Source organism: Aquipluma nitroreducens, assembly GCF_009689585.1.
GTDB classification, from domain to species: domain Bacteria; phylum Bacteroidota; class Bacteroidia; order Bacteroidales; family Prolixibacteraceae; genus Aquipluma; species Aquipluma nitroreducens.
Genome location: NZ_AP018694.1, coordinates 3,084,537 through 3,108,998, shown reverse-complemented (window position 1 = coordinate 3,108,998; position 24,462 = coordinate 3,084,537). Strand labels below are relative to the sequence as shown.

The 24,462-nt window shown below is 40.1% G+C and carries 18 protein-coding genes and 1 pseudogene; 3 read left to right on the top strand and 16 right to left on the bottom strand.

Annotation, left to right across the window (positions count from 1 at the left end; all coding sequences use genetic code 11):
- The first annotated feature begins 43 nt into the window (after positions 1–43).
- The 3 genes from tnpA (at position 44) to tnpC (ending at position 2,524) form a co-directional block, all read left to right on the top strand.
- A complete protein-coding gene (gene tnpA, locus AQPE_RS13045; RefSeq protein ID WP_318346939.1) occupies positions 44–409 on the top strand; it encodes an IS66 family insertion sequence element accessory protein TnpA in 366 nt (121 codons plus the stop codon).
- A 1-nt stretch (position 410) separates the two neighbouring features.
- Entirely contained in the window at positions 411–770 is a 360-nt protein-coding gene (gene tnpB, locus AQPE_RS13040; protein WP_318346938.1) for an IS66 family insertion sequence element accessory protein TnpB, read from the top strand.
- A gap of 71 nt (positions 771–841) precedes the next feature.
- Positions 842–2,524: an IS66 family transposase gene (gene tnpC, locus AQPE_RS13035; RefSeq protein WP_318346937.1), complete on the top strand. Its 1,683-nt coding sequence runs from the start codon at positions 842–844 to the stop codon at positions 2,522–2,524.
- Between the two features lie 647 nt (positions 2,525–3,171).
- On the opposite strand, the gene AQPE_RS13030 is transcribed toward tnpC, so the two are convergent.
- The 16 genes and pseudogenes from AQPE_RS13030 to AQPE_RS12955 form a co-directional block, all read right to left on the bottom strand.
- On the bottom strand, positions 3,172–3,387 hold the full coding sequence (locus AQPE_RS13030) for a hypothetical protein (RefSeq protein ID WP_318346936.1): 216 nt from the start codon (positions 3,385–3,387) through the stop codon (positions 3,172–3,174).
- A gap of 43 nt (positions 3,388–3,430) precedes the next feature.
- Positions 3,431–3,616 (bottom strand): hypothetical protein, encoded by a 186-nt coding sequence (locus AQPE_RS13025; RefSeq protein WP_318346935.1) that lies wholly within the window; start codon positions 3,614–3,616, stop codon positions 3,431–3,433.
- Positions 3,617–3,666: 50 nt separating this feature from the next.
- Positions 3,667–4,851 carry a hypothetical protein gene (locus AQPE_RS13020; protein WP_318346934.1) on the bottom strand — a complete coding sequence of 395 codons (1,185 nt, stop codon included), beginning with the start codon at positions 4,849–4,851 and terminating at the stop codon, positions 3,667–3,669.
- Between the two features lie 68 nt (positions 4,852–4,919).
- The gene (locus tag AQPE_RS13015; RefSeq protein WP_318346933.1) at positions 4,920–5,261 is read right to left on the bottom strand and encodes a transposase; all 342 of its coding nucleotides are present in this window, start codon (positions 5,259–5,261) and stop codon (positions 4,920–4,922) included.
- 15 nt (positions 5,262–5,276) lie between these two features.
- Positions 5,277–6,089 (bottom strand): transposase, encoded by an 813-nt coding sequence (locus tag AQPE_RS13010; protein WP_318346932.1) that lies wholly within the window; start codon positions 6,087–6,089, stop codon positions 5,277–5,279.
- A 789-nt stretch (positions 6,090–6,878) separates the two neighbouring features.
- Positions 6,879–7,883, bottom strand: a complete 1,005-nt coding sequence (locus AQPE_RS13005; protein WP_318346931.1) for a hypothetical protein — start codon at positions 7,881–7,883, stop codon at positions 6,879–6,881.
- A gap of 20 nt (positions 7,884–7,903) precedes the next feature.
- Positions 7,904–9,049 (bottom strand): M24 family metallopeptidase, encoded by a 1,146-nt coding sequence (locus AQPE_RS13000; protein ID WP_318346930.1) that lies wholly within the window; start codon positions 9,047–9,049, stop codon positions 7,904–7,906.
- Positions 9,050–9,059: 10 nt separating this feature from the next.
- On the bottom strand, positions 9,060–10,178 hold the full coding sequence (locus tag AQPE_RS12995) for a mandelate racemase/muconate lactonizing enzyme family protein (RefSeq protein ID WP_318346929.1): 1,119 nt from the start codon (positions 10,176–10,178) through the stop codon (positions 9,060–9,062).
- A 10-nt stretch (positions 10,179–10,188) separates the two neighbouring features.
- Entirely contained in the window at positions 10,189–11,151 is a 963-nt protein-coding gene (locus AQPE_RS12990; RefSeq protein WP_318346928.1) for a DMT family transporter, read from the bottom strand.
- Between the two features lie 16 nt (positions 11,152–11,167).
- On the bottom strand, positions 11,168–11,938 hold the full coding sequence (locus tag AQPE_RS12985) for an SDR family NAD(P)-dependent oxidoreductase (RefSeq protein ID WP_318346927.1): 771 nt from the start codon (positions 11,936–11,938) through the stop codon (positions 11,168–11,170).
- A 13-nt stretch (positions 11,939–11,951) separates the two neighbouring features.
- Positions 11,952–12,523: pseudogene (locus AQPE_RS12980) on the bottom strand (RraA family protein).
- A gap of 256 nt (positions 12,524–12,779) precedes the next feature.
- Positions 12,780–14,633, bottom strand: a complete 1,854-nt coding sequence (locus AQPE_RS12975; RefSeq protein ID WP_318346926.1) for a Rossmann-fold NAD(P)-binding domain-containing protein — start codon at positions 14,631–14,633, stop codon at positions 12,780–12,782.
- 58 nt (positions 14,634–14,691) lie between these two features.
- Complete coding sequence (locus AQPE_RS12970; protein WP_318346925.1) at positions 14,692–17,439, bottom strand: CehA/McbA family metallohydrolase; 2,748 nt, start codon at positions 17,437–17,439, stop codon at positions 14,692–14,694.
- A 107-nt stretch (positions 17,440–17,546) separates the two neighbouring features.
- Positions 17,547–18,902: a glycoside hydrolase gene (locus tag AQPE_RS12965; RefSeq protein ID WP_318346924.1), complete on the bottom strand. Its 1,356-nt coding sequence runs from the start codon at positions 18,900–18,902 to the stop codon at positions 17,547–17,549.
- A 614-nt stretch (positions 18,903–19,516) separates the two neighbouring features.
- Complete coding sequence (locus tag AQPE_RS12960; RefSeq protein WP_318346923.1) at positions 19,517–21,094, bottom strand: RagB/SusD family nutrient uptake outer membrane protein; 1,578 nt, start codon at positions 21,092–21,094, stop codon at positions 19,517–19,519.
- Positions 21,095–21,120: 26 nt separating this feature from the next.
- Positions 21,121–24,243: a SusC/RagA family TonB-linked outer membrane protein gene (locus AQPE_RS12955; RefSeq protein ID WP_318346922.1), complete on the bottom strand. Its 3,123-nt coding sequence runs from the start codon at positions 24,241–24,243 to the stop codon at positions 21,121–21,123.
- Positions 24,244–24,462 lie beyond the last annotated feature (219 nt).

Here is a 24,462-nt window from a genome sequence, read left to right as displayed (position 1 = left end):
ATGTCAGTCTATAAGTTTGCTTTTTACTTCAAAGACAAACGACATGTATAATGAGAAAAAATTCCGGGCCATCTATGACGAGTTTCTGGCATCGGGCCTGACCATTCGGGATTATTGCGCCAATCAACAAATGAATGAGGCTAAGTTCTATTATTGGCAACACAAGCTAAAAGGACTATTGCCACCTAAAAGTGGATTTATCCCGGTGGTTTTTGAGAATGGTGGGCAAGCCCAGTCGTCGCGGGTTCCAGCCCCGGTGCAGGTACAATCGACAACCTTTTCAACATCGGGAGCCAGACCCCAAACCATCTCCTGTGAGATTAGCTATCCGAATGGGGTGTGTTTAAAGCTGAACGGTTTGCCCGACCCACAGATATTACGGTCGCTGTTGGTTTTAACGCGCCGGTAGGATGTTCAGCCTCACTTCGTCAATGCGGTATTACCTGTATTCGTACCCAACGGATATGCGCCGGAGTTTTTACACCCTGAGCGGAATGGTGACCAACCAGATGGGGCGCAACGTGCAGGACGGGGATGTTTATATCTTTATCAACCGCCCGTGTACCAGCATGAAAATCCTGCACTTGGAATGCGGTGGTTTGGTGATCTATCACATGAAACTGGAATCGGGCAGTTTTAAACTACCGGTTTTTGATGAAAGTACCAATACGTTTCAAGCCAGCTGGCAGGAGTTGATGCTGATGGTACAGGGTACCTCACCGGATGGAAAAATGAATAAAAAAAGATGGGAAAAACCTTCGAAACAGTAGATTTTACTTGGTTTTTAACTTGTCTATACGGTTGATATTTAGTATCTTCAAGCCATCAAAAGCAAGTAAAAATGACAGTTGAAGAAGAGGGTTTTTTACAGCAAATTCTGGAAGAACGTGACCGGCTTTTTAGGGAAACTTCCAGGCTTAAAAGTCAACTTTCCAACTTTGAAAACTTCGATTCAGAAAGATCCACTTACCAAAAACAAATTGTCGGAAAAGACCAGCTGATTACCGAAAAAGATCGGGCAATCAGCCAACTGGATGAAACAATTAACAAGCTGAAACAACAGATAGAGATGCTCCAGCGAAGGATCTGGGGCAAATCCAGTGAACGGTATATCAATGAGGATCCCCTGCAACGAAAGCTCGATTTTGAGGGACTTGACCTGCTTCCGGAAGAAAAGGAACTTGCAACCAGTGCCAAAGAGGAGATCGAAAAGTACAAGACCATCCGTGTTATAGAGGTAAAGGAGAAAAACCATCCGGTACGCAAACCGCTGCCCGAAAGTCTACCGAGAGAAGAAACCCACATTTATCCACAGCACATTGAACTCGAGAATTGGATAGAACTGGCTCCGGAAATTACAGAAGTTCTGGAACGCGAATCTGCCAGATGGTATGTGCGCCGGATCATCCGCCACAAATATGCGTTGAAAGATAAAAGCCAGGATGTGGAAAAGCAAATCATTACAGCTCCCATGCCCGTACTTCCCATAGCAAAAAGCTATGCCGGGGCAAGTGTTTTGGCTGATATTATCATCGACAAATATGTGAACCATCTTCCTTTCTATCGTCAGATCCAGATGTTCAAACAACAGGGTATATCCATTGCACCTGCAACCATTAACGGCTGGTTTCAGGATGTAGCCGACCTGATCAGGCCTACTTATTACCGGTTAAAGGAGCTGGTGCTGGCTTCGGATTATATACAGAGCGATGAAACAACGATCCCGATTATAAATAACGAAAAGCACACCACGATAAAAGGATACATCTGGATGATCCGTGCGGTTATGGACAACCTGGTCTTTTTTCATTACGACCACGGTTCCCGGGCACAAAAGGTCGCACTGCAATTGTTTAAGGATTTTCAAGGCGTAATCCAGACCGATGGTTATGCCGTTTACGATATTTACGAAAACAAAAAGGGCGTTCTGCCCATTGGGTGCTGGGCTCATGCCCGGCGTAAATTTGAAGAGGCTTTGGCAGAGGACAAAGTCAGGGCTTCTTATGCGCTGGAGCAAATAGGACTGCTCTATCAGGTGGAGAGGCAAGCCGATCAGCAGCAACTCTCTTATGACGAGCGCGCCGATCTTCGTTCCCGCTTGGCTTATCCTATTATGGTAGCCTTCGAAAAATGGCTGCTAAATGAATACCCCAAAGTTTTGCCCAAAGGGCGTATCGGAAAGGCTATCCGCTACACCTATAACATTTACCACAAGTTGACCCGATACCATTTGGATGGTCGGTTGAAAATTGACAACAATCTCGGAGAAAATGCTATCCGTCCAATTGCCCTAGGCCGGAAGAATTGGTTGTTCTGTGGAAACCACGATGCAGCCGAAAATGCAGCAATCATGTATTCCATGCTGGGCTGTTGCAAGGCAAGCGAAGTAAACTTCCGCGAGTGGCTGGTATACTTTCTGAATAACATCCACAATTACGATAACGATTACAGCAAGGATCTGGCCGAATTACTTCCACACAACTTCAAACTTCAAAACCAGATTTGTAACAGTTCCATCTCCTAAGCCTCTCAAAGTTCTCCGAACATTTTAGAGAACCTCTGAAAGTGGGTTGCTGGTTTTCTAAGAAAATATAACGGAGTTTACCGAATGCTTACAAACAATACATGAAATCATTAAGAATTACACTCAAAAAATCTGAAAGGGCACTCGAAGGGCACTCCAGATGGGCACTCCAGAAAATAAAAAAGACCTTACATTGCTGTAAAGTCTTGATTTTCAAAGTGGAGAATATCGGAATCGAACCGATGACCTTTTGACTGCCAGGGAGAAAGACATATTTATATCATATTGATTATTAGTGATTTAAAAATATATGAGTGCGCAAAATATAGCATTTTATAGCATTTTTGAGCACAAAAAGGGCACTCCAGTATGTTCCTTTAAATTTTGTCAATGTTGACAATTTTAAGGAAGATGTGTTAGACAGTTTTGAATAGCCAATCTCTAAATCACAAAAAGCACAAACTTGGTGGAATAAACTACACCGAAGGATCACTCCAATAAATCACTTGGGTTAAATACTTTTCCCATATTGTGTCATAATATAAACTTGTTACCGGCTTCTCAGGAAATATGTGAATTGAAACATCTAAAACAAGTTTAAAGATAAACCTTGGAGACTCGCGCGACCCTTATCCATTTATCCCAAATTACGCATTAGAAAAATTAAAAGGCAGGTTGACCTGATTTGAATGGTTCCACAACCCGGCAAACCATTCCCTTCGTTTCATGTTCAGGCTCAACTTTAGGGTGTATTCGTTGTTGATTTTCTGGAAATAGGCACCAATTGCAAAAGTCTTGTACCTCAATGTTGATAGGGTGTGCTGAACTTTCGAATTGAGCAGGAACTGCCTAAACAAGGCCATTAGTACCTTATCTTTTAAATTGATGTATTTTTTGGCATAATATTCAATAGCAATATGCTGGAACCAGCACCAGCTCTTTGATTTTCTGGGCCATGATGATGGTTTCTTTTCCGATTTTGGTGAGGTAATATTTGTATGAATCGGCAGCCTTTTTTATTAGTCCGTGTACCCTCAATCGTTTAATCAACCTGCTTATTTTTCCACCATTGAAGCCAAGTAGCTTTTGCATGTTTTTGTTTCTAAACCCATTGATATTAAACTCACCACGAACGATGGCTGTTAAAACCAGTAAATCCTCGATACTGAAAAAGTTAAACCCTTTGTAGTTCCGATTGTTTTCACTTTTTGATGAAGTGACATCCTCAAGCCTTTTCTGCCAACTTCTTTGTTGTCGAAAGCCGAGATAAATTCCAAATATCTTCTATTTGAAGCTTTCAGGTTGTCTGTCAGAAAGGAAAGGCTGTAGATGTTTTTTTTCAGTGGAGCCATTTCGTGTGACGTTGTCCCGTCGCGGTGTACTACCTCCCGGAAGTGTTTGAAAAAACTGATATCGTTTGATGTTGTTTCTATTCGCAATATTTTACTGAACTTGTCGTACATTTTTATGGACACCGATCCCATGGTATGTTTTATTCGGCTGCCTTTGATGCGTACATTGTAATTGTTGCCAACTTCTCCTTCATATCGGGGGTCAAGTTTGTGTCCCAAAAAAGTGGCGATGTTTTCAGGTTTAACCGTGTGTATGGCCGTTGCCACAAGTTCACTGTATATTCTCTGTAAACTTTCCTGTTTTTTAAACACAATGTCGGTGGCATATTCAACTTGCATCACACTCCAATGATATCTGAGGTTAAGGTCTTTATATACCGGACAGAACTGCCATGCAAACTCATCTAACTTGCGGTGAAGTTTTTCAATACTGATATTGTCCGAAAGTTCTTGCGCTTTACCTACATCTTCCAGACTGTCAAAAGCATTGTCCATCATGGTATATTTAATTCCAGCCTTTCCCATTTCCGAAGCCAGCAAATTGTGGCCGTTCACGTAAACCTGCAAACGAAATGGGCACCAGGTAGGCACGCGAACATAGCCCAGACCAACCTGCTCGTCAATGAAATAGAAATAGTAATGCAAACATTTGCTGGTATCCGGTTTTAAAAATGTTTTCCCCGTGGTTTTGTTGTGCCAGGGTTTATATGTAGTGCATGCCTCCATGGCCGAGATGATATGGACAATGCCGGGATGATTGCCCCGCTTTTCTATCTTTTCTGAAATGATTGATTCTTTTCTGACACCAGCTTTACGGATGAACTCTATTTCAGCACCGTTCTCTTTGGCTATACGTTCAGCATTTGCCCGGATGGTTTCCTTAAATGGCTCGGCAAATCTGGGATAGTCAAATATTTTGATCCCTTTTTCGTACATATACTTTGTCATCCCCTGACTGTATGATATTTCTGGCATTGTGCCACTGAGAATTAACCTGTCGAAACATAAAAGTACGCAGGATATCTCTCTTTTGTATGTTTCTGTTAATAGTTCCATTCAGTAAAGTTACGCGTTTTTCCTGTTTGGTTCTGGCTCGTCCAGGTTAGGTTATAGGCAAGCATGGCAAAAATTAAAGCCGCTTCGGTTCCGAAAAACGATTGCATGTTAAAGCTATCAAAACCAAAGTCGTATTTGAGTTCTTTGATCCGGTTTTCAGCATCGCCACGTCCACGGTAAAGCCGCCAAACATCGGAAGCAGACATTGTCAGGTTGGTAATATAGGCTGAATATCGGTACTGTCGGTAATAATCCTCATCCTGAAAAAGCTTCAGCATTTTTCCTGCTGCTTTGGGTCGTTTTTCTATCTTTTGCCTGACCACGACCATTCTGCGCGGTTTGTCCTACAACTGCCCTTTATATTGCAATTCGCTGATTACGATGCCTTCATCCAGTATTGTCCAAACCTGATTTCCTGCAATAATACGTTGGATTGGTTCATAGAAACGTGCGGCAACTATATAATTGATTGGCTTCTCTTTTTCTTCCAGATAATTAAACACATCTTTCCCGAAGAATCCACTGTCAAGGCGTAACAGACTAATGTTTTTGCCTTGCAACTTGGTAAAGGTATCTTCTAAGAAAGGGATAAACTCCTCGGCAGATCCGGTATTGCCACTTCTAAGCCAGAGGTTTGCCACCAGCTTAACATCCGAAACAAAGGCAATAATGGGATTGTGAGATGCCCTGCCCGGTTTGTGCGGGTTGTAACCACGTTTGGCTCCTTGCTGTTCCCCGTAGCGGGTCAATACCGATGAATCACAATCAAGGGTATAATTATCAAACTGTACCGAATTGAATATCCAGGAATAAAAATGGTCGCTTACCCGTTGGTTGGTCGCTTGTGTGAATTTGGCAAAATATCGTTTGTAAACGTCCTGCGCCGGAGATTGTTTCCAACCAAAGATTTTCTTTAATGCTTCATCATGGCGAGTAACTTCAGTGTGCATAAACCGGTTTGCCCCGCACCAAATACTCACTAAAAATGATTCAATGATAGATACTGGCGAATAACCCCTGTTTGATCCCGGTTTCGGCAAATCAATGCAGTTTTCAACTTGCGATTTGAACCCTATTTTGTCCAACATTTGGCGCAAAAACGCCATTCCGCCCCAAGGCGTAATCGCTTGATTGGTATAGCTTATATCGAATTCCATACTTCAAATATACCTAATGCTACGCATTAGAAATTCCTATCGCGTAATTTGGGATTATCCAAAAGCGTTTCCATGTAGTTTCTTTCGTCCGTGTCATTTATACTTTAAGACTGACACCAATGTATTTTGCCAGCTTTCTGGAACTTAAAGGTTTGACATATGGGATAGGAGATATTTCAATATCAGTGTAATCTGGAATCTCGATCTTGTATACAGACTTCGTTGAACTGCTGCCCAGGATTCGCTCACCGGGTAATGTGCTTTACAAAACAGTCCAGTTAACTATTTGATTTTTCAGACATTAGTAACCTATATAAACGCAGGAATAGAATTGTATTGCCCAATATCTGGTAAATGGGCGTAAAATCATAAAAATCAAATGCCTGTTGGAGCATTTACCCTGCTTGGTAGTTGGGAACTCAAGAAATAATCTACTCATTCCAACCAATAATGGCGAACTCAGCCAATCCGGATAAACCAAAAACCCTTAATAAATACATAGAAAAAATTAGGTAGTCGCCTGGGATGTAGTGCAACCCAGACTTCATGCTAGGCACTACGTGCCACATGAAGTCCTATTTATTATTTGTTGTTTTCTGTAAAAACACCGAAGAACAAATATGCAAAAAATAGAAATGAGAAAGATTTTAATTTTCATAATGCCAAAATAAGAGTTGCCTATAACCATCTTTTTAAAAGGCAACTTTTTTAGTTGTTATTGGCCTCATTAACTCTTTATTATCTTCTACATTGTTCAACCTTTGTGTAATTTTAAACTAAAATTTTAGTTTATTTATTCCACTTTACAAGAGGCAATACATTCTTTTCGATTGAATCGTCTTCTTCCTGAAGAAGGACTTTATGCAAAGACCAATATTCAGTATGCTCAATTATACCTTGTGGAAGTATTTTGGAAAGCGGACCAAGCGATTCAACTTCCAGAAAATCACCATTGATATAAATCTCGTTATTGCATCCGTAATCAGGGTATAATGCATTAGGGTCGTATCCGAATGTCTTTACAAATAAGGTTTTATTCAGATAAAAAGCGACCCATTTTTGTTTATTCAACACTCCGATTTTCGTTTCGCTTTTGATAAGTGAATCTTGTTTTGCCTGAATATATTTGTCGCCCCAGGTGTAACGTGGATCAGTCATTTTAGTGTATGCCCACAGAACAATCGGGCGAATAGGCAAAAGATAATCAGCCGGATCGATGTAAGGCTCCTGTGGCACAATTGCCCGACCACCTGCAGCACAGGCCGAAATCGACCATGGCGCAAGCTCTACATTCCAGCAACTTTTATTTATCATGCGATGCATTACTTTTACTTCATCTTTATCCGCCTTTAAGGTAATTTCAATCTCTTTTACAATTGATGTAAGCGGTTCTACATCCTGTATTAATTTTAGCGTTGTGCCATCCCAAGTGTAGTTTACCGGACTATTATCTGGCGAATAAGTTCGCGGCGCTACTTCCGGTGAATGCCAAAAACGGTGTCCTCCGTACAAATGCCAGTCAGTGCCACCTGTTTTACCTTTATCGGTCGGGGAAACATAAAATATATTTGGGCCGTCAACAAAACCAAACCTGATAATTCTCGGACCAACATCGGTTGTAACAATCAATTCAACACTTCCGTTACTCAACTTAACGCAATTCTTCCAGCCTTTAAAAATAACATGTTCCTGAAAGGTCAATTTATTATTTCCTATAGCAAGACTGCCTTGAGCGCCAACTTTGGTAAAATTACCAAAGCTCAACATCATGATAACAAGAAGTAATCTTTTCATAAAGACGAGGAATTATATGCTTATGATTTTTGTTCGAAGCAATGTTTAAATTTTGAAATGGTTTCGCAACCAGTTTGGGTCACTAAAATTAAATGTTCTAAGCGAATACCGTATCCATTGGAATAAATAGCGGGTTCTAACGCAATTACCATGTTCTCTTTTATTACCATTTCATTGTATGGTACAATTCGTGGTTCTTCGTGGTTCTTAGTACCCACACCATGCCCACTGTGATGACCGTATTCACCAACAGATGAAAGCATTTTACGCAACAATTGATCTACTTCGTTGGCTTTTACACCGGGTTTAATAAAATCGATGGCAGCCTGAAGTGCGCTTTCAATTAACTGAAAATGTTTACTCTGTTCTGCACTCGGCTTTCCAACAATAATCGTATTACAGGTATCGCCCCAGTAGCCATTCAGGCAGGGCGTAAGATCGCTTAATACCAAATCGCCTTCTTTAATAATGTTATTGGATGGAACTCCTCCACCTTCTTCCGTTCTGGCTCCACTAACCAGATCGAGCATAATAGGAACGCGTGTGCCTACCGTTGCTTCCATTTCGGTACGAATCAAACTAAAAAGCTCCAATTCAGTCATACCAACCTTCGCATGTTTCAAAACGGCTGCTTGACCAATATCGCACAAAACTGTGGCTTTTCTGATTTGGTCAATTTCATCGGCGTCTTTTACGGCTTTTAAACAGACAACTTCTTCACTTACATCAACAAAAACAACATTGGGATATACTGCTAATATAGCTTGAGAAGCCACATAAGGTAGTGAGTCCTGTTCAATACCGATACGTGCTTGCGATAAATCAAGCTCCTTTAGTGCTTCCTGTAATTTAAGCACAAACTTCGCGGTATAATCAAGAGGATTTTTATACTGATAGCTTGCGTATTTTTTTATGCTGATACCTGCCCCAATCCCACAAGGTTCGTACGCTTCATTATCGGCCAAAACAAGGCTTGACGGGTGTCCCTGAGCCATCAACAATGCCGCAGGAATTAGCTGGAAAGGGTTTGGGCCTATTTCGAAATTGAAAAAATGACCACTTAAACAAGTTATTGTTGACGAAGAAGTAAACAAGAAAGCATCAATAAATGATGCTTTCTGTATAAGCTTCAATCGTTCAATGCGAGTTGATTGATTTACCGCCATGATTGATCTTTTAGTATGTAATACCGTATTTTTTAATTACATCAGGATTGATTTCAATACCCAAACCCGGAGCTGTTGGAACGTCAACAAATCCATCTTTTTGTATAAAAGGATTGGCCAAAATTTCTTTGCGGATACCCGATTCTGTTACCGAAAACTCGAGGAATGGTGCATGTTGAATTGAAGCTATTAAATGTATTGACGCTGCAACTAAAACACCAGACTTAAAGGCATGAGGAATACACAGAATATTCGCATCGGCAGCTATTTGTGCAATTTTTTTAGCTTCGGTTAAACCACCGCAACGCGACATATCAGGCTGAACCACATCGATGCCGGTTTCTTCGATTAAGCGTTTAAATGCTCTTCGTCCACTTTCTTCTTCTCCGGTTGCTATACGAACAGGCGACTGCTCGGTAAGACGACGGTAGCCTTCCAAATCTTCAGCAGGAAGCGGTTCTTCCAACCAATAAATATTTTGCTGTTCCATGGCTTTGGCTGCATACATTGCTTCGCGTAAACGGTAACGTTTTCCTATGTCGATCATGATCTCCATTTCGTCTCCGGCAGCTTTACGGGCTGTTTTCACCAACTCCACATCAAAGTTCACTTCGTAGCCCAGTGGTCCCCAGCCTAATTTAATCGCAGTAAAACCTTCTGCACGATGTTTTTCAACCAAAGCCTTTACTCCGTCGTGATCATCTGGCATCAATGCACTGGCATAAGGACGCACTTTTGTTGTGTAGCTTCCACCAAGTAATTTATGAACAGGCTTACCTGTGGCTTTTCCCATAATGTCCCAGATAGCCATGTCGATGCCACTCATAACGTGCATAACAGGACCAAAACGACCATAATAGTAGGTTTTATCCCACATGTCGTTCCAAATTTGCTCGTAATCGAAAGGATCCATCCCAACAACCACCTCGCGCAAACCGTAGCATGTGCCATGCGACATATACGCATCAACGATAGCTTTACCCACATAAGGCGCAGTATCCACCTCTCCGTAACCAACAATCCCTTCGTCGGTTTCAACCACAATTAATAAATCATCCTGTGTGCCATCGGCTGCCGAAGATATTTTCGGCAACTTCAACATGATGGCTTTAACGTTCGTAATTTTCATCTTTTTGAATTTATATTATTTTGACCTTTTCTCTTTTTAATAATCCCAGCAATTTATTTTCATAAACCGTTACTAAAAGTGTACTTATCAGAATAATAGCTCCACCAACAATCATCAATGGTGTAATGCTTTCATTCAATAAAAAGATACCTAATAGAGCGATAAAAAATGGCATTAAATAATTGCCCAAAATCGCTTGAGTAACGTCCATTCTTTTTAATACATACAAGAATAACAACCACGAAACCGCATATACGAAAATGGTTAATTCGAGTATTCCCCATATTGCTTTGCTCCCTGCCTGAAGGAATGTATCAAAATGGAATGGTTCAACCCAGATCAATAACGGAAGACTGAAAATACTTCCTGCCAAAGAGCAATAAACCAGTATCTCAAATTCAGTATATCCCCGATCAATAAGTTTTTTCATGTAAGTATTGTAGTAACCACAGCAGAAACAGGCAAAAAGGAAAACAAGGTTGCCCATTGTAAATTCACCTTCTTTAAAATTAGCTCCCGAAACATCAGACATTGAGGTTAGAAGTACCCCTCCTATGGCCAGTACAAAGCTGATTATCCGAACAACATTCAGTTTTTCTTTCAGCATAAACGAAGAAAAAATGGCAACTATAACCGGAATGGTTAATGTAATTATACCTGCATTTGCGGCCAATGTATGTTGTGACCCAAAGGTAAATGCGAACTGCATCATGAATATTCCAATAAAACCCGGAAAAATGAAGTATTTGACATCCTTCCAACGCCAACGAAAAGTTCTGTTCTGCTTTTTATTTACTATCCACAAAAACGGAATAAGCAAAATTGTGCTTAAAACCGTTGGAATAAACGCAACTGACACCGGACCAAGACTGTCGCCAATAAACCGGATAACAGGAACCTGCGTGGCCCATAAAAAATTTACAATTACGACCAGAAACCAATCAAACCCTTTTTGCGATTTTGCTATACTCATATCTGTTTTTCTTTAACTATTTAGGAGGAAGTCCGGAACCAAATCCGCCATCAACAACCATTGAAGAACCGGTAACAAACGATGCGTCATCGCTGGCCAAAAACACAGCGGCGCGACCTACTTCTTCTGGTTTGCCAATACGCCAGAGAGCATGAAGCTTCCCTGCATCTATCCTGGCTTGGGCAGGGTCAGGCTGTGCCAGGAAGTATCCTTCAGCCAAACCCGCATCAATATATCCGGGAAGTATGCAGTTAACCCGCACACCTTCGTGACCATGATCGATGGCCATGGCTTTGGTTAAACCAACAATGGCTGATTTAGTGGCACAATAACCGGCACACATGGGCTCAACAAAAAAGCTGTTTACCGACGACATGTTTACGATGTTCCCTTTTGTTTTGCGAAGGTGTGGCAGAAATTGTTTTGAGCATAAAAACACGCCACCCACGTTTATTGTCATTTGAAGATTCCACTCTTCAAAAGTCATATCCTCCACCGTTTTGTTAATCTGGATGGCAGCATTGTTCACCAAAACGTCGATCCTACCGAACGTTTTAAGCGTGAAATTGGCCAATTTCTGAACAGATTCCGGTTTTGAAACATCAACTTTGAAAGTAACGGCAATTCCACCATTTGCCTGAATTTGTTTCTCGGTTTCAGCTGCACCTTTTTCATTTAGATCGGCCACAACCACTTTGGCGCCGTTTTTAGCAAACTCGAAGGCACAATACCTTCCAATTCCGGAACCTGAGCCTGTTATTACAGCAACTTTATCTTCTAATCTCATGGTATGTTTTTTTTTACAATGCCTGATATTTGTCGTACACTTCGCGTAGCGATTTACCACTTAGCAATTCATTGCGTGATAAATTTTCTTTGTTAACTTTTTCTTTGGCTTTTTGAAATACTTCACTTTCTATCGATTGAGGAACGACTACAATTCCATCGAAATCGGCAAAAACAATGTCGCCGGTATTTACCAACACTTCACCACACTTTACCGGCACGTCATAAGCCTTTACAATCGCTCTTCCTTTTGAATCCAATGGTCTGATGCCTGTATAATAAACAGGGAATTCCATCTTCATAATTTTTACACAATCGCGAATCTGGCTATCACAAACACAACCGACAACTCCATTTCGCTTAGCGATGGTACTCATCAGTTCCCCCAGGGTGCATTGGTGCCACCATAATCGGTTGAATGGACGGCTACATCACCGGTTTTCAACGAATCCATGGCTTCAATCTCCAGTCCATAAGGGTTTTCTTCCTCGATATAGTCTGTTTCCATCCATCGAAATGTACGGGCTCGACCAATGAATCCACAATTTTCAGCATCGGGAAGCAGTGGGCGCAGACGCTGGTGCATGGCCTGATTTCGGAAACCTAGCTCGTCCAGAATATCGCAGACCGCAGCCACATATAAGTTTTCTTTTATAAAATAGAACAATTCGGCATCGTTATTAAATGTTGACATACAATTTTTTATTAATTATTTTACTTGAGCAAATGAATCAAAATTCATTGGAACAGATGTAGTCATAGGCTTCTCAAAATCTATAAAAATCCTGTACAAATGGTGACAAATAAATACATTAGGAGAAAATCGAAGAAACTAGCTAAATTTATAATCCCCCGTATTTCACATCAATTTCAAAGTTTGAACCTCCTGTCACAGTTACAAACGCATATTCGCTACCTTTTACCGATTTAAGAATGATTGGAGTCTCCACACCATCCGTGGTAATCGTTTTTACATTCAAACCGCCACTCATTGCCGGAACAATAAAAGTTAAACCATTGCTGTGTTTTAACGATGAATTTAAGGAAAATGACAAATGATTATCAGACCAAACCAGATTGGAGAAAGATGCTTCATCTTTCATTTTAAGAAAATTGAGAAGATTTAGCGCGGTCCAAACCGGAATACCTTTTTCGTTAGCATAAGCTAGCATCTTCATTAAAGGTTTTTTGGAAAAATAATACTCGTTGTTGTGAGACTTTATGCTGATGATGGAATAAATATCATTATTCAAGCTCCTGTCCATTAATCCTTTAAAACTGTTAAAAAAACCTTCAGGGTCTTTACTCTCGTTGTATTGCTGATCGTAAACGGCAGTATAACGTTGGTAAACGTTAACTATTTTACCTTCAGCATCGGCATATTTCATAACAAGTCCACTGCCAATATAGTTCCCCTGGTTTGTTCCCAGTGAGCCAAGGTAATGCTCTGGCTGATTAGATTTTATATCATAAAATGCATAGTTTGCATCCATTTCGATTCCATGCTTTGCTTCAAGTATTGCTTCGGCTGCAAAATTCTGACTACCATCTGCATTTCTTCCACACCATACAAACCAATGATTCACGTTAGTACGTATTGTTAACCCATATTTTGAGGCGATTTGCCCCTTTATGTCGCCTAAAATGCTGTCCATACGATTCCATGTGGGATTTTCGGCTTCTTCGGTATCATTGGGATGCGCTGCAATTTCATGACCTTTAGCCACCCATTTATCAACCCAGGCTTTGGAAACTTTGTCAAGAGCATAAATATAGATCGTCATCTTCGCACCCATCGAATCAACATCTTCAAATTGTGGCTCAAAGTCAGCTTCTGTATTATCTTCCCCATCATTGTCCAATACCGCAAGGCATTTTAATGTATCCGGGAAATACCAGAAACGAGGTAAAGGTCTGGAATCTACACTCAAATAATCAAGACATTTGGATAAAAGGTGCATATGTTCATCTGCCTGATTAAGGGTATTTTTACTTGTATCAATCCAGCCATCAGTGAATAAATCCATTCCACGGAGTCCAACAATTCCGTCTTTCTCTATACCTGCATATTCCGGGTTGCCCTGACGGGTAAAAATTATATTCTTTGGCAAATTATAGGTAAAGGCTATTGCATGTCCCTTGCCATAGTTGTTGGTAACAACAGCAGGTGATCCTGATTTTGTATGAGCGTCAATGAATAAATCAGCAATTGTCTTTGCGCCGCTCAGTTCATATTTATCGGCTGTTCCATGAAACTGTATGGATTCATTGGTAATTCCTTTGCCAAGCGCAGAATTTAAATCGATTGCAATATATCCTTCACTTACAGAAGCACCCATATCGGTCATTCCAAATATATTGGATATTCTTTTATCGGGTCGAAATGCTAACAAATTACCTCCTTTTTTGACATAAGTATCAAGCATTTCAACATGCTGCTCAGTTAAAGGCATTTCAGTTAGAATCACTATGTAAAACCCGCTTAAATAATCCAATGTCACCTTCGCATCCGAAAGTTTATCTGTCCTGAATTCATTAAATCCTTCTGCCCTAAGGATTTCTCCGGTATATTCATCAGAACCATTATCAGAAGTTAAAACAAGAATTGGGAAAGACGAAGTGGTTGAAGTAATTCTGGATTCAGAACAGGAAAGGGTAATTGCTATCAACACAGAAATTATAATGTTATTTTTCATAAATGTTTTTATAATATTTTTAAATTTTTCCATAAAATCCAAGAGCGAATCTTAGCTACTAGTTATTTTGTGCCTTTGCTTCTTCCGCAATTTTCAAATAAATACTTTTTGCATTCTTATACCTGCCCTGCACAACATCTAAATCATGCGAAAAATATTTATTCCAATCATTGCCGGGTGAGGTTTTTTCGATTAGATTATCAATCCATCCTACAAAAAACATGGCATCGTCGACACTTGCCCTAACAGGGGCATTATTTACTGTTAAATAAATCGGTGCTGTGTGGGTTTGGTGTCCGTTTTCATCCATACGGCGGGCACACAACCATCCACTTTCTTCAACCTCCAAACCGGCCTCCAAATCGATAGGTAAATCAGGAGTTGCAGTCGCTTTTTTCGAGGCAATTACTTTTCCGTTGTAAACCAATTCCAACCTCCCTGTTAGTGGTTTTATTGATGTCCATTTTATTGTAGCAGCAACTTTCCCTTTCTTTTTAAATTGAATGTCATCACCAGGTTGATATGTTTTATTCACTTTCAAATCAATAAACTCCTCATGACCGTTTCTGGCCACAACCGTTTTCCCGTCTCTGATTCCTTCAATCCATTTACGGTAAGTAAAATCGCCATCAACCTGCACATAGGTTAATAATGTTCCAAAAGGTTCGTTTGCATTACAAGGAAAATCAGTACCGGCGCATAGACCTAAGCGAATGCCGCAATTAAGCATTTTGTAGTAAGCATTGATAGTAGCATCGGCATTATAGTTACCATTATTTTGAGAAATAGAACCATATACATCTTCAGAGAAAAAATCGCAGGTACCTAAGGCAGCCTCAACAGGATATTCAATTGGGATGCAACAGTTCAAATCGTTTTGAACGGCATCGTTTAAATATTCGGTATGGCAAAAACCCACAATACCTCCTTGTGCCCTTCCATATTCCAAAATTTCGTATGGTGATTCGTCCCAAATTTGATGAGCCTCAGTTAATCCAAGCAATACGACATGGCCACCAAGGGCTTTGTGTTCAAATGTAGTACCGGCTGGGTCAAAATGCCATTCTGCATCATAATGAATAGTTCTACCCGGAATTGACAAATGATAGTCTTTTCCATTTACCTTCAGAAGGTCAACTTCACTTGGTTTTACTTCAGCATCGCCATTGTCGGCTAATACCGAAATTACTGCCAAATCGTTCACTGCCATCATTTCAATAAACTTGCTTTCCGGGAGTATTCCTTCAACCGGGCCTCCACAATCGCGGTGTACATGCATATCGCCTGCATACCAATCTAATGGTTCGGGTTTGTATCGTTTCGTTTTGCTTGTTGTAGTACTGGTTACTTTTTCTGCTAAAGTAAATACCGAGTTGGCAGGAATAGTAACTGAAAATGAATTGTCAGCAATTGTAATATCACTTGTTCTGCACAAATTTTTAAGACTATCGGTAAAAAACATTTCCAATGAATTCACTTTTGGAAGATTCAAAAGCTTTCCATTAACTGTAATAGGAACATTAGTACTATTTCGACCTACAATCACCAATTGCATGTTAGGATTCACAAAGGCATATATTGCCGGAGTGTCTTTTATGATTGATGTGGCAATTCTGCTAGCACCGGGCTTAAGGAACTTGAATAGTTGGGCATATTCATAGAATTGCTTACGTGGCACCCAATTTTTATCTTCAGGATTGTATGCTATTAACGGTTTACCCTGTTCTTTTATCCAAAAGACCCAATCATTAGGTGGTATACTGCCATAGCCGTTTCGTCTGGCGTGTTGGTAAACACAATCAAAGCCGTCCCAAAAAAGGAATGCAGTAGGATTATCATCTATCTGGCCAAACAAGTTATCAATTCCGGCTATTTCGGTTACCCAATAAGATTTGTTTAAATTTGCGGGCCTGCTCACTATTTTTTGATAATTATCTGCATCGTTGCTGTAATTATGTACTCCCCAGCATACAAGTTTGCTCATAAGATAGGAATCCTTAACCATTTCGTCCAGACACGAAGCAAATAAATGATCACCTGCGGCGTCTGGGGCTACGAAACGGATGTCGCTCATACCTATGGCATCAAGCTTTTTAGCAAGTTTTTTAATTACACGGATAAATTGGACAGCGTCAGGCATATTCGGACCTTCAACAATTCCATCGGGATGCTCGGCACTTTTGCTTCCAGATATCACATCAGTTTCATTCATTGGCGATACCAGTGTGAATTGAGCTTTAGCCGTGTGCCGTGCATAATAGAGCATCGCAGCAATCGACTCGACAAATTCGTCTTCCATCGCAGGGTCAATGGTGTAATCGGTGCCACCCATCCAACTTTTTTTCTTGTCCTTTGGATCAAGAGGTGCTGCAGCCGGCGCGCCACCCATCAAGCTTATAATCAATCCGTCTGTGATCCCTTTCCGATTAAGGTAGCGCAAAGTATTCCATACTCCTTGAAATTTTGTGTTTGAAAAGACTTTATTGTAATAATTCCAGTTGAAGTTGTTGGGGTCTTTATCATCGTTGACTGCTTCCCAGTCTATCTCTTCAATTACAGCCCGGAAGATGGTGGCGCCAAGAGAATCAACGAGCATGTCAATCGCCGGCTGCACCACCCTGGCGTCCTCGTAATCACCGTTATACCACCACGCAGTATTGATATTTACACCAAACCCATCCATTTGCTGGTACTTTTTTGCTCCATCGATTTGCAGTTGTACCGGGGTATTGCCTGAAATATTTTGAGAATTAGAGTGTTGAAAAAATAATAATTGAATTATCAGAAATAGCGAAATTTTTTTCATAATTTTATTGTGTTTAGATAGTTTTTCTATTTTTTAAGTCAATCCTTTCTGAATATGACTTACCATATGCTGAATTTGGAATTAAAGAACCTCATTTTATACCTAATTTATTTACCCACCAACGTAAAAACGCCGAAAGCAGGAATTAACTTCGAAAAAGATTGATCGTTAACTTCCACATCAGCTCCACGTGAAAAGTTATGTGAAGCGTCGGTATAATAATATTTTAAAGTTGATATCGATGCCAGATTTTTTAAGATGCCGTCAATAGTTTGAGGGTCGTCGCTGTCGTTTTTGCCTGTAATAATTATCTCTCCATTTTTTGGATTTCGGAATGCCGAAACTGTCAGATTTGGCCTACTTGTAGAAATATCTATCCTTTGGAACCCTGGTTTGACAAAATTATATAATTGTTTAAATACATAATAGTGCGGACGAATAGTATAAACATCAGGTTTGAGGGTGTCATTTACTGCAAATATTCCCCAAAAACTCCAGGTCAAATACCGGTTAGGATGATGATAACGGCTATCGTAGCCTTCCCATAACTGAATTCCATTAACGCCAACATTCAGATGCTGGAGAATATATTTATAGGCCGGGCCTGCATAATTGTTGAATCCATAATCGGGGTTGTATGATCCTCCATCGCATTTAAAGCCGTTACAGACTTCGTTTGCTTCGGTCATGATCACTCCTCTGTCTTTGTAAGCAGAATTTTTAACTGAGTCTACCAAACCCTTGCTTGTTGAAGTACTATTTCCATATTGGTGACCACCAAGGAATTTGAGTTTTGACATGGTGATCTTGTTTGTTATAATGGCGTGGACACTTGCCGGCCAGCCATCACAATCGTCAGGTCCAACAAGCGTGACATTTGTGATACCGTCATGAATAAGATGTGTTGCAATGCTGCTAAAAATGGTGCCAAGCTGATTTGTGGTCATAACAGGCGCCTCTCCCCCACCGCAAGTCGTTTCATTGATTGGTGACAACATGCTGAAATGGATAGCAGGAGTGCGACGCTTCTGTCCATAATACACCATCGACGCCATCATTTCGGCGTATTCCACCTCAACTCCAGGTTTAAGTTTTGTTCCACCCATCCAACCGGGAGCTGCACCATCGGGGCTAAGAGTAATGTCGGTGATCCCTCTGCTGTTTAAATATTGTGCCGTATTCCAAACGCAGGTAAATCGTGGAGCGCTATATACGGAATCATAGTAGGCCCAATTGTATGAATTGGGATCGTTGTTGTCATTCCTGGCTTCCCAGTCGCAATCATCATACATTAGCCGGAAGCTAGTGCATCCCAACCCTGTGATAAGGCTGTCGATCACCGTCTTGACCGCGTTAGGGTTTACGTTCCACGACTGAGGATTTATATTTACTCCTAGTCCATGAATAGTCTGGTATTTTTTAGCACCATCGACTGTTAAGTTTTGTGCAGACGCTGTATACACAAATAGAACTATTGTCGTAATTGTTAGAAATAGAATATTTTTCATAAAAATAATTATTATGTTAACTTAGTTATTTGGAATAAAAGCGGTGCTCTATTGATTCACTCACGGCTTTAATCTCCGCTCAACATTCTTCCGGTTTAAAAAATATATTGTGGTTGAATGAATGTACTTAGCCAGTTCCACCCTTCTTTCCTTCCGGACAATTAAGCTCTAAAACCTCATTCTTTTCAAAATTCACTTTATCAATTACTGTTGCATTTGTCTCAGGACCGATGTGTATTGCGTGGACAGCATCGGACCAGAAAATGCTATTTTGGATTAATATTTAGTGCCATCGACCGTTGTATTTTGACCATAAGTTGTATTTATGAATATAAATGTTGCTACAAAAAAAATATAGATTGATTTTCATTTTAACTTTTCATTTAGTTCAGTAGCAATATAAAGCAGTGTATGATTGAATCATACACCGCTTTTGTCAAATCTATCTTCAAATTACCATTAAACAATCTTACTCTGAAAACAGAACTTAATGGTAAGAATGATATTAATTTACATCCGAAACATTGATCATTAAAAGCTAAACTACCTTTCCATGAGAATAGATAAGTCTAATATCCCGGATTCTGTTTAAGGTTTTTGCCGATGTCAAGTTGACTTTGAGGTATTGGCCAAAGGTAATTTTTTGCAGGATTGAATACCCGATCTTCAATTTTAGCATGTTCAGTTGAAGTATAGGTCACTTTCCCAGCAGCATCTATATCGCTAAAACGAAGGCCATATATGGGACCATTCATTACTTGTTCACCTATTTTCCATCGTTGGATATCATACCAGCGTAGTCCTTCCAGAGCCAGTTCCACCCTTCTTTCCCTCCGGACCAATTCACGCATTTGTACCTGCGTAGTATATTTAGTCTGGTCAACTGCAGGTAATCCGGCACGTAAACGTACCTGGCTGATGGCATCATATACGGATTTATCTATCTGGTTTAATTCTATTTTTGATTCAGCATAGGTCAGCAACACTTCAGCATACCGTATAAGAGGTATATTCAAGCCGGCACGATAGAGATCTCCTAATTCAGATTTATAATGTATATATTTTCGACCAACATATCCGGTATAATTGTAAGTAGGCCAGTAGTCCAGAGAGTTCGGATCCATCGGATTAAAAATTATTCCGGCATACTCAGAACCAGGCACTATGATTGTCTGAAGCAAACGGGGATCACGGTTCAAAAAAGGATGATCAATATCATAACCGGAGCTTGGATCATCAATCGTTTTACCATTGGTCATTTCATAAGCATCGACAAGGGATTGGGTAATATTCACGGAACTCCATCCTCCTCCCGGTGTCGATTCCGGAGCCAGAACCATCAATCCTATGGTCCGGTTTGGGTCACTTTCCAAATATCCGAGATCCAGCACTATTTCCGAATTATATTCATTTGCAATACGGAAAAGATCCTGATAATTTGGGAATAGTGAATAAACACCCAGTTTCATTACTTTATTACTAGAAACAGCACTTTCGGCATATTTTCCATTAAAAAGCTCAACTCTTGCTTTTAGGGCCCAGGCAGCTCCCTGTGTAATACGACCTTTATCGCTTCCCTCATAGGATGTTGGCAGGTCAGTAATAATCGCTTCTAATTCAGTTAGTATAAATTTTACTATTTCAGCCTTTGGGGTCATTGTAACAGCATTAGCTTCTTCTGTAGTAAGCATTTTAGTTACCAACGGAAAATCACCGTATAACTGACACCTTTCAAAATATTGATAAGCCCTGATAAACCTAACTTCACCTTTCATCCTTGCAGAAAGTGCTTCATCAATGGGAGCTTTATCAATATTTTCTAAGAACCAGTTACATCGGGTAATAGTTCTAAAATCAAATTTAGTCCTCCAGCTATTAGGAGTAAGTAGTTGCATGTTGCCAAACTCCTGCCATCCCTCCCAGGGATAAGCATCATGTGCATCATCGCTTGCCACAGCCATATATACAACCCATTGGCCATCTTCAAATTGAGAATAACAAGAATTACACGCGGCGGTGGCATCGTTTACCCCTGTCCACAAGGTTGTCTCACTGTACTGGGTAAGTGGTTGAAGATCTAAATAGTCTTTGCACGAGCAGGCCATGACCGTCAGTAGCCCAAATATTATGATTAATGTATTTTTCATAGTTATATTTAATTAAGGTGCAATAATTAGAATGTTAAATTTATACCCAAGGAATTAACCATTACCATCGGATAAGTAGCACTGTTTCCACCAATAGGAGCTTCAGGATCTACCCATTTATAAAACTTCGTAATTGTGAGAATATCCTTACCTGTCCAAAATATTCTTGCATTTTTGACACCTGTTCTGGCCAACAATTTGACAGGCAACGTATAACCAATCTGCACATTTTTAAGTCTTATATAACTCGCATCACGTACCCAGAAGGAAGAAGGAACAGCACTTGGATCATTTTGAGAATATGAATTCCAAACACGCGGAAAAGATGCGTTAGGATTTGTAGGAGTCCAGCGGTCCCACCAAATACTGGTTGGAGCCCCATTCTTGTCATAAAGCGAACCCAATATTCGACCGGACACAAATGATTTTACCCCTCCTACGCCCTGCAGGAACAAAACAGCATCAAATCCTTTATAACTGGCACTAATATTGATGCCATAGGTAGTTTTAGGGAAATAAGAACCCAGAAATTGTCTGTCCTTACTATCAATAACTTTATCATTATTCAAATCTTTATATTTGATATCACCAGGAGCAACCGGCCCTCCCATTGATGACTGATCTGCATGGCTATCAATTTCTGCCTGATTTTGGAAAAGTCCATCGGCCACCAAACCATATAATGAATTAATAGGTAAACCTACGGACTGAATGGTAGAGCCATTCGGAAACGGACCAGTACCTGCTAAACTTGTTATCTCATTCTTTATAATAGAGACATTTGCATTCACATCAAAGGTAAAATCGCGTTTTCTCAAATGATATCCCGCCAACAATTCAAGCCCTTTATTCTGCACACTACCTGCATTGATTACCGGGACGTTTAAACCAAAAGCGCTCATTACAGGTAATGGCAATAGAATATCAGAGGTATTGCGTATAAAATAATCGGCTGTAAAGCTTGCCTTTCCTTTCAATAAGACGGCATCAAAACCAATATCCGTTGTTTCAGTGCTTTCCCATTTAATATTTGCATTGACTCCATTTATGGGAGAGATACCATCTACTGTCTGGCCTCCAAATGTATAATTCTGGCCTGAAGCAATCGTTGCCTGATAAGGATAGGTCCCAATATTCTGGTTCCCGAGCATACCCCAAGACCCCCTAAATTTCAAATCTGTAACTATTTTTTTCACCGGTTCAAAAAATGGTTCTTCTGAAATACGCCAACCCACAGATGCTGAAGGGAATATGGCCCAACGGTTTGACGGGGCAAAACGCGATGATCCGTCATCCCTGACATTTCCTTCCAATAAATATTTTTTTCTAAAGGAGTAATTGATCCTTCCGAAGATCGATTGCAAAGCATATTCAGATGAATTTCCGCTATTCTGCTGGCCTGTAACTGGCCCAGCATCCAACTCGGACAAAGCATTATTCAGATATCCGTATCTGCTGCCAAACAAGTAATCATATTTGTTATGTTCCTGTGAATATCCACCCAGAAAATTCAAATCATGCTCGCCAAATGTTTTATTGTATTGCAGCAATGCCTGCAATGTCAAATTGTTGGAAAAACTACTGCTGCTGGCTACTTTGTTAGGTCCTTGCCATATGCTTGGTACACCAGTATAAACATCATAGTATTGAAGGTCATTAATTCTGGTTTTTGATTGTAAAATAGTAGAAGTGTAGCCAAGCATTGGTATAAAATGCAAATCTTTTAATATTTCTACGTCAGCTTGAAAAATAGCTGATAGCTGGTTTGTTTTGTTAAAATTGTTAGAACCACCATTAAGCACAGCAACAGGGTTACCTTCGTCACTGTACCCATTATAGCCATTTATTTTATTTGGTACGACTCGGGCTGTCTGGTTAAGTGACAAGAGTAAAAACCCGAAATCCAGACTATGAATATTACTAACAGGTTCATGGAATAGTTGCTGCGAATAAGCAATTTTGCTGCTTAGTTTTATATGGGGTCTCAATTGAGTATCAATCTTAAAGTGTGTTGTATAGCGGTCATTACTTGACTGTTTAACGAGCCCATTTTGATTAAGATAACCCACAGATAGATAACTTTGGGTCTTTTCGTTTCCCCCGCTTATATCAAAAGAATGGTTTTGCTGAATTCCATTACCCGTCCAAAATAATTTGTACCAGTCTGTATTAGGATAATTTTCAGGATCTGAACCATCTTTAAATTTTTGAATTTCTGCAGCACTGTATTTGGGTAATTTACCTTCGTTTACGAGTGCTTCATTGTAAAGTGTTGACGACTCCCATGAATTAAGAACATCAGGAACAGCGGTCATTTTTTGCTGTCCAAAATCCAGATTGTAATGAGCCGTAATCTCCCCTTTTTTACCTTTTTTTGTAGTGATCAATATTACACCATTTGCAGCCCGCGAACCGTAAATAGCAGCCGAAGCTGCATCTTTCAATACTGTTATCGATTCAATATCAGCGGGGTTTATATCATTCATAAATCCTACAATTCCATCCACTATAATCATAGCATCACTATTTCCTAACGTGCCAATACCACGAACGCGTATGGTCGCTTGGTCTCTGCCCGGTTGTCCATTGTTCACTATAGCCGTTACACCCACCATTGTTCCTTGCAAAGCAGAGGATATGTTAGTAATTGACTTGCCTTCCAGTTCCTTAGATGTAACAGTAGATAAAGCCCCAGTAAGGTTCACTTTCTTTTGTACACCATAACCAACAGCCACAACCTCATCAATTCCAACTGTTTCTTCAGCTAATACCACATTAATAGTTGTTCTGGATCCAATAGCTATTTCCTGTGTCTTCATTCCCACAAACGAAAATTTCAATGATGCATTTTCAGTAATGTTAGAAATCGAATAATTACCATTCTCATCAGTAATTGTCCCAATAGTTGTACCTTTTACCAGTACGGTTACACCGGGTATCAGGGCTCCGGAAGAATCGGTAACCTTACCCGTAATTACCCTTCTTTCAGGCTGTAGATTGGACATCGTATTCTGCGAATACGAAGAATTAGCTATAACGCTGCCGATTGCGATCAGGAAAAGGAATATTGTTATTTTCATAATTTTAAAAACATGTGCATAAAATTCCCATCGATGGAATAAAAAGGCACCATTGTTACTTTTTTTCATAAATTTAAAATGTTTGAATTAGTAAATGTCACTGTTAGGTGTTGTTTGTTTAACTTTTAAGCTTGTTGTTGGAGCAAACATCTGCAAGCTTGTTGTTGGAGCAAACATCTGCAAGCTTTTTGCTTTTGTAATCTTTTAAATCTTTCCATAGGCTAATGATTTAGGGTTTATAACTATTTTATCATTTTCATATTTGTAAATGAACGGGGTGGTTTCGGC

Bases quoted from the DNA above. Each gene is read 5' to 3' on its own strand.
- AQPE_RS12990 (WP_318346928.1), bottom strand. From the start codon at position 11,151: ATGAGTATAGCAAAATCGCAAAAAGGGTTTGATTGGTTTCTGGTCGTA.
- AQPE_RS12985 (WP_318346927.1), bottom strand. From the start codon at position 11,938: ATGAGATTAGAAGATAAAGTTGCTGTAATAACAGGCTCAGGTTCCGGA.
- AQPE_RS12955 (WP_318346922.1), bottom strand. From the start codon at position 24,243: ATGAAAAAAAGTAACAATGGTGCCTTTTTATTCCATCGATGGGAATTT.
- AQPE_RS13005 (WP_318346931.1), bottom strand. From the start codon at position 7,883: ATGAAAAGATTACTTCTTGTTATCATGATGTTGAGCTTTGGTAATTTT.
- AQPE_RS13030 (WP_318346936.1), bottom strand. From the start codon at position 3,387: ATGGCCTTGTTTAGGCAGTTCCTGCTCAATTCGAAAGTTCAGCACACC.
- AQPE_RS13025 (WP_318346935.1), bottom strand. From the start codon at position 3,616: ATGCAAAAGCTACTTGGCTTCAATGGTGGAAAAATAAGCAGGTTGATT.
- AQPE_RS13015 (WP_318346933.1), bottom strand. From the start codon at position 5,261: ATGGTCGTGGTCAGGCAAAAGATAGAAAAACGACCCAAAGCAGCAGGA.
- AQPE_RS12960 (WP_318346923.1), bottom strand. From the start codon at position 21,094: ATGAAAAATACATTAATCATAATATTTGGGCTACTGACGGTCATGGCC.
- AQPE_RS13010 (WP_318346932.1), bottom strand. From the start codon at position 6,089: ATGGAATTCGATATAAGCTATACCAATCAAGCGATTACGCCTTGGGGC.
- AQPE_RS13000 (WP_318346930.1), bottom strand. From the start codon at position 9,049: ATGGCGGTAAATCAATCAACTCGCATTGAACGATTGAAGCTTATACAG.
- tnpB (WP_318346938.1), top strand. From the start codon at position 411: ATGTTCAGCCTCACTTCGTCAATGCGGTATTACCTGTATTCGTACCCA.
- AQPE_RS12970 (WP_318346925.1), bottom strand. From the start codon at position 17,439: ATGAAAAAAATTTCGCTATTTCTGATAATTCAATTATTATTTTTTCAA.
- AQPE_RS12995 (WP_318346929.1), bottom strand. From the start codon at position 10,178: ATGAAAATTACGAACGTTAAAGCCATCATGTTGAAGTTGCCGAAAATA.
- AQPE_RS12975 (WP_318346926.1), bottom strand. From the start codon at position 14,633: ATGAAAAATAACATTATAATTTCTGTGTTGATAGCAATTACCCTTTCC.
- AQPE_RS13020 (WP_318346934.1), bottom strand. From the start codon at position 4,851: ATGCCAGAAATATCATACAGTCAGGGGATGACAAAGTATATGTACGAA.
- tnpA (WP_318346939.1), top strand. From the start codon at position 44: ATGTATAATGAGAAAAAATTCCGGGCCATCTATGACGAGTTTCTGGCA.
- tnpC (WP_318346937.1), top strand. From the start codon at position 842: ATGACAGTTGAAGAAGAGGGTTTTTTACAGCAAATTCTGGAAGAACGT.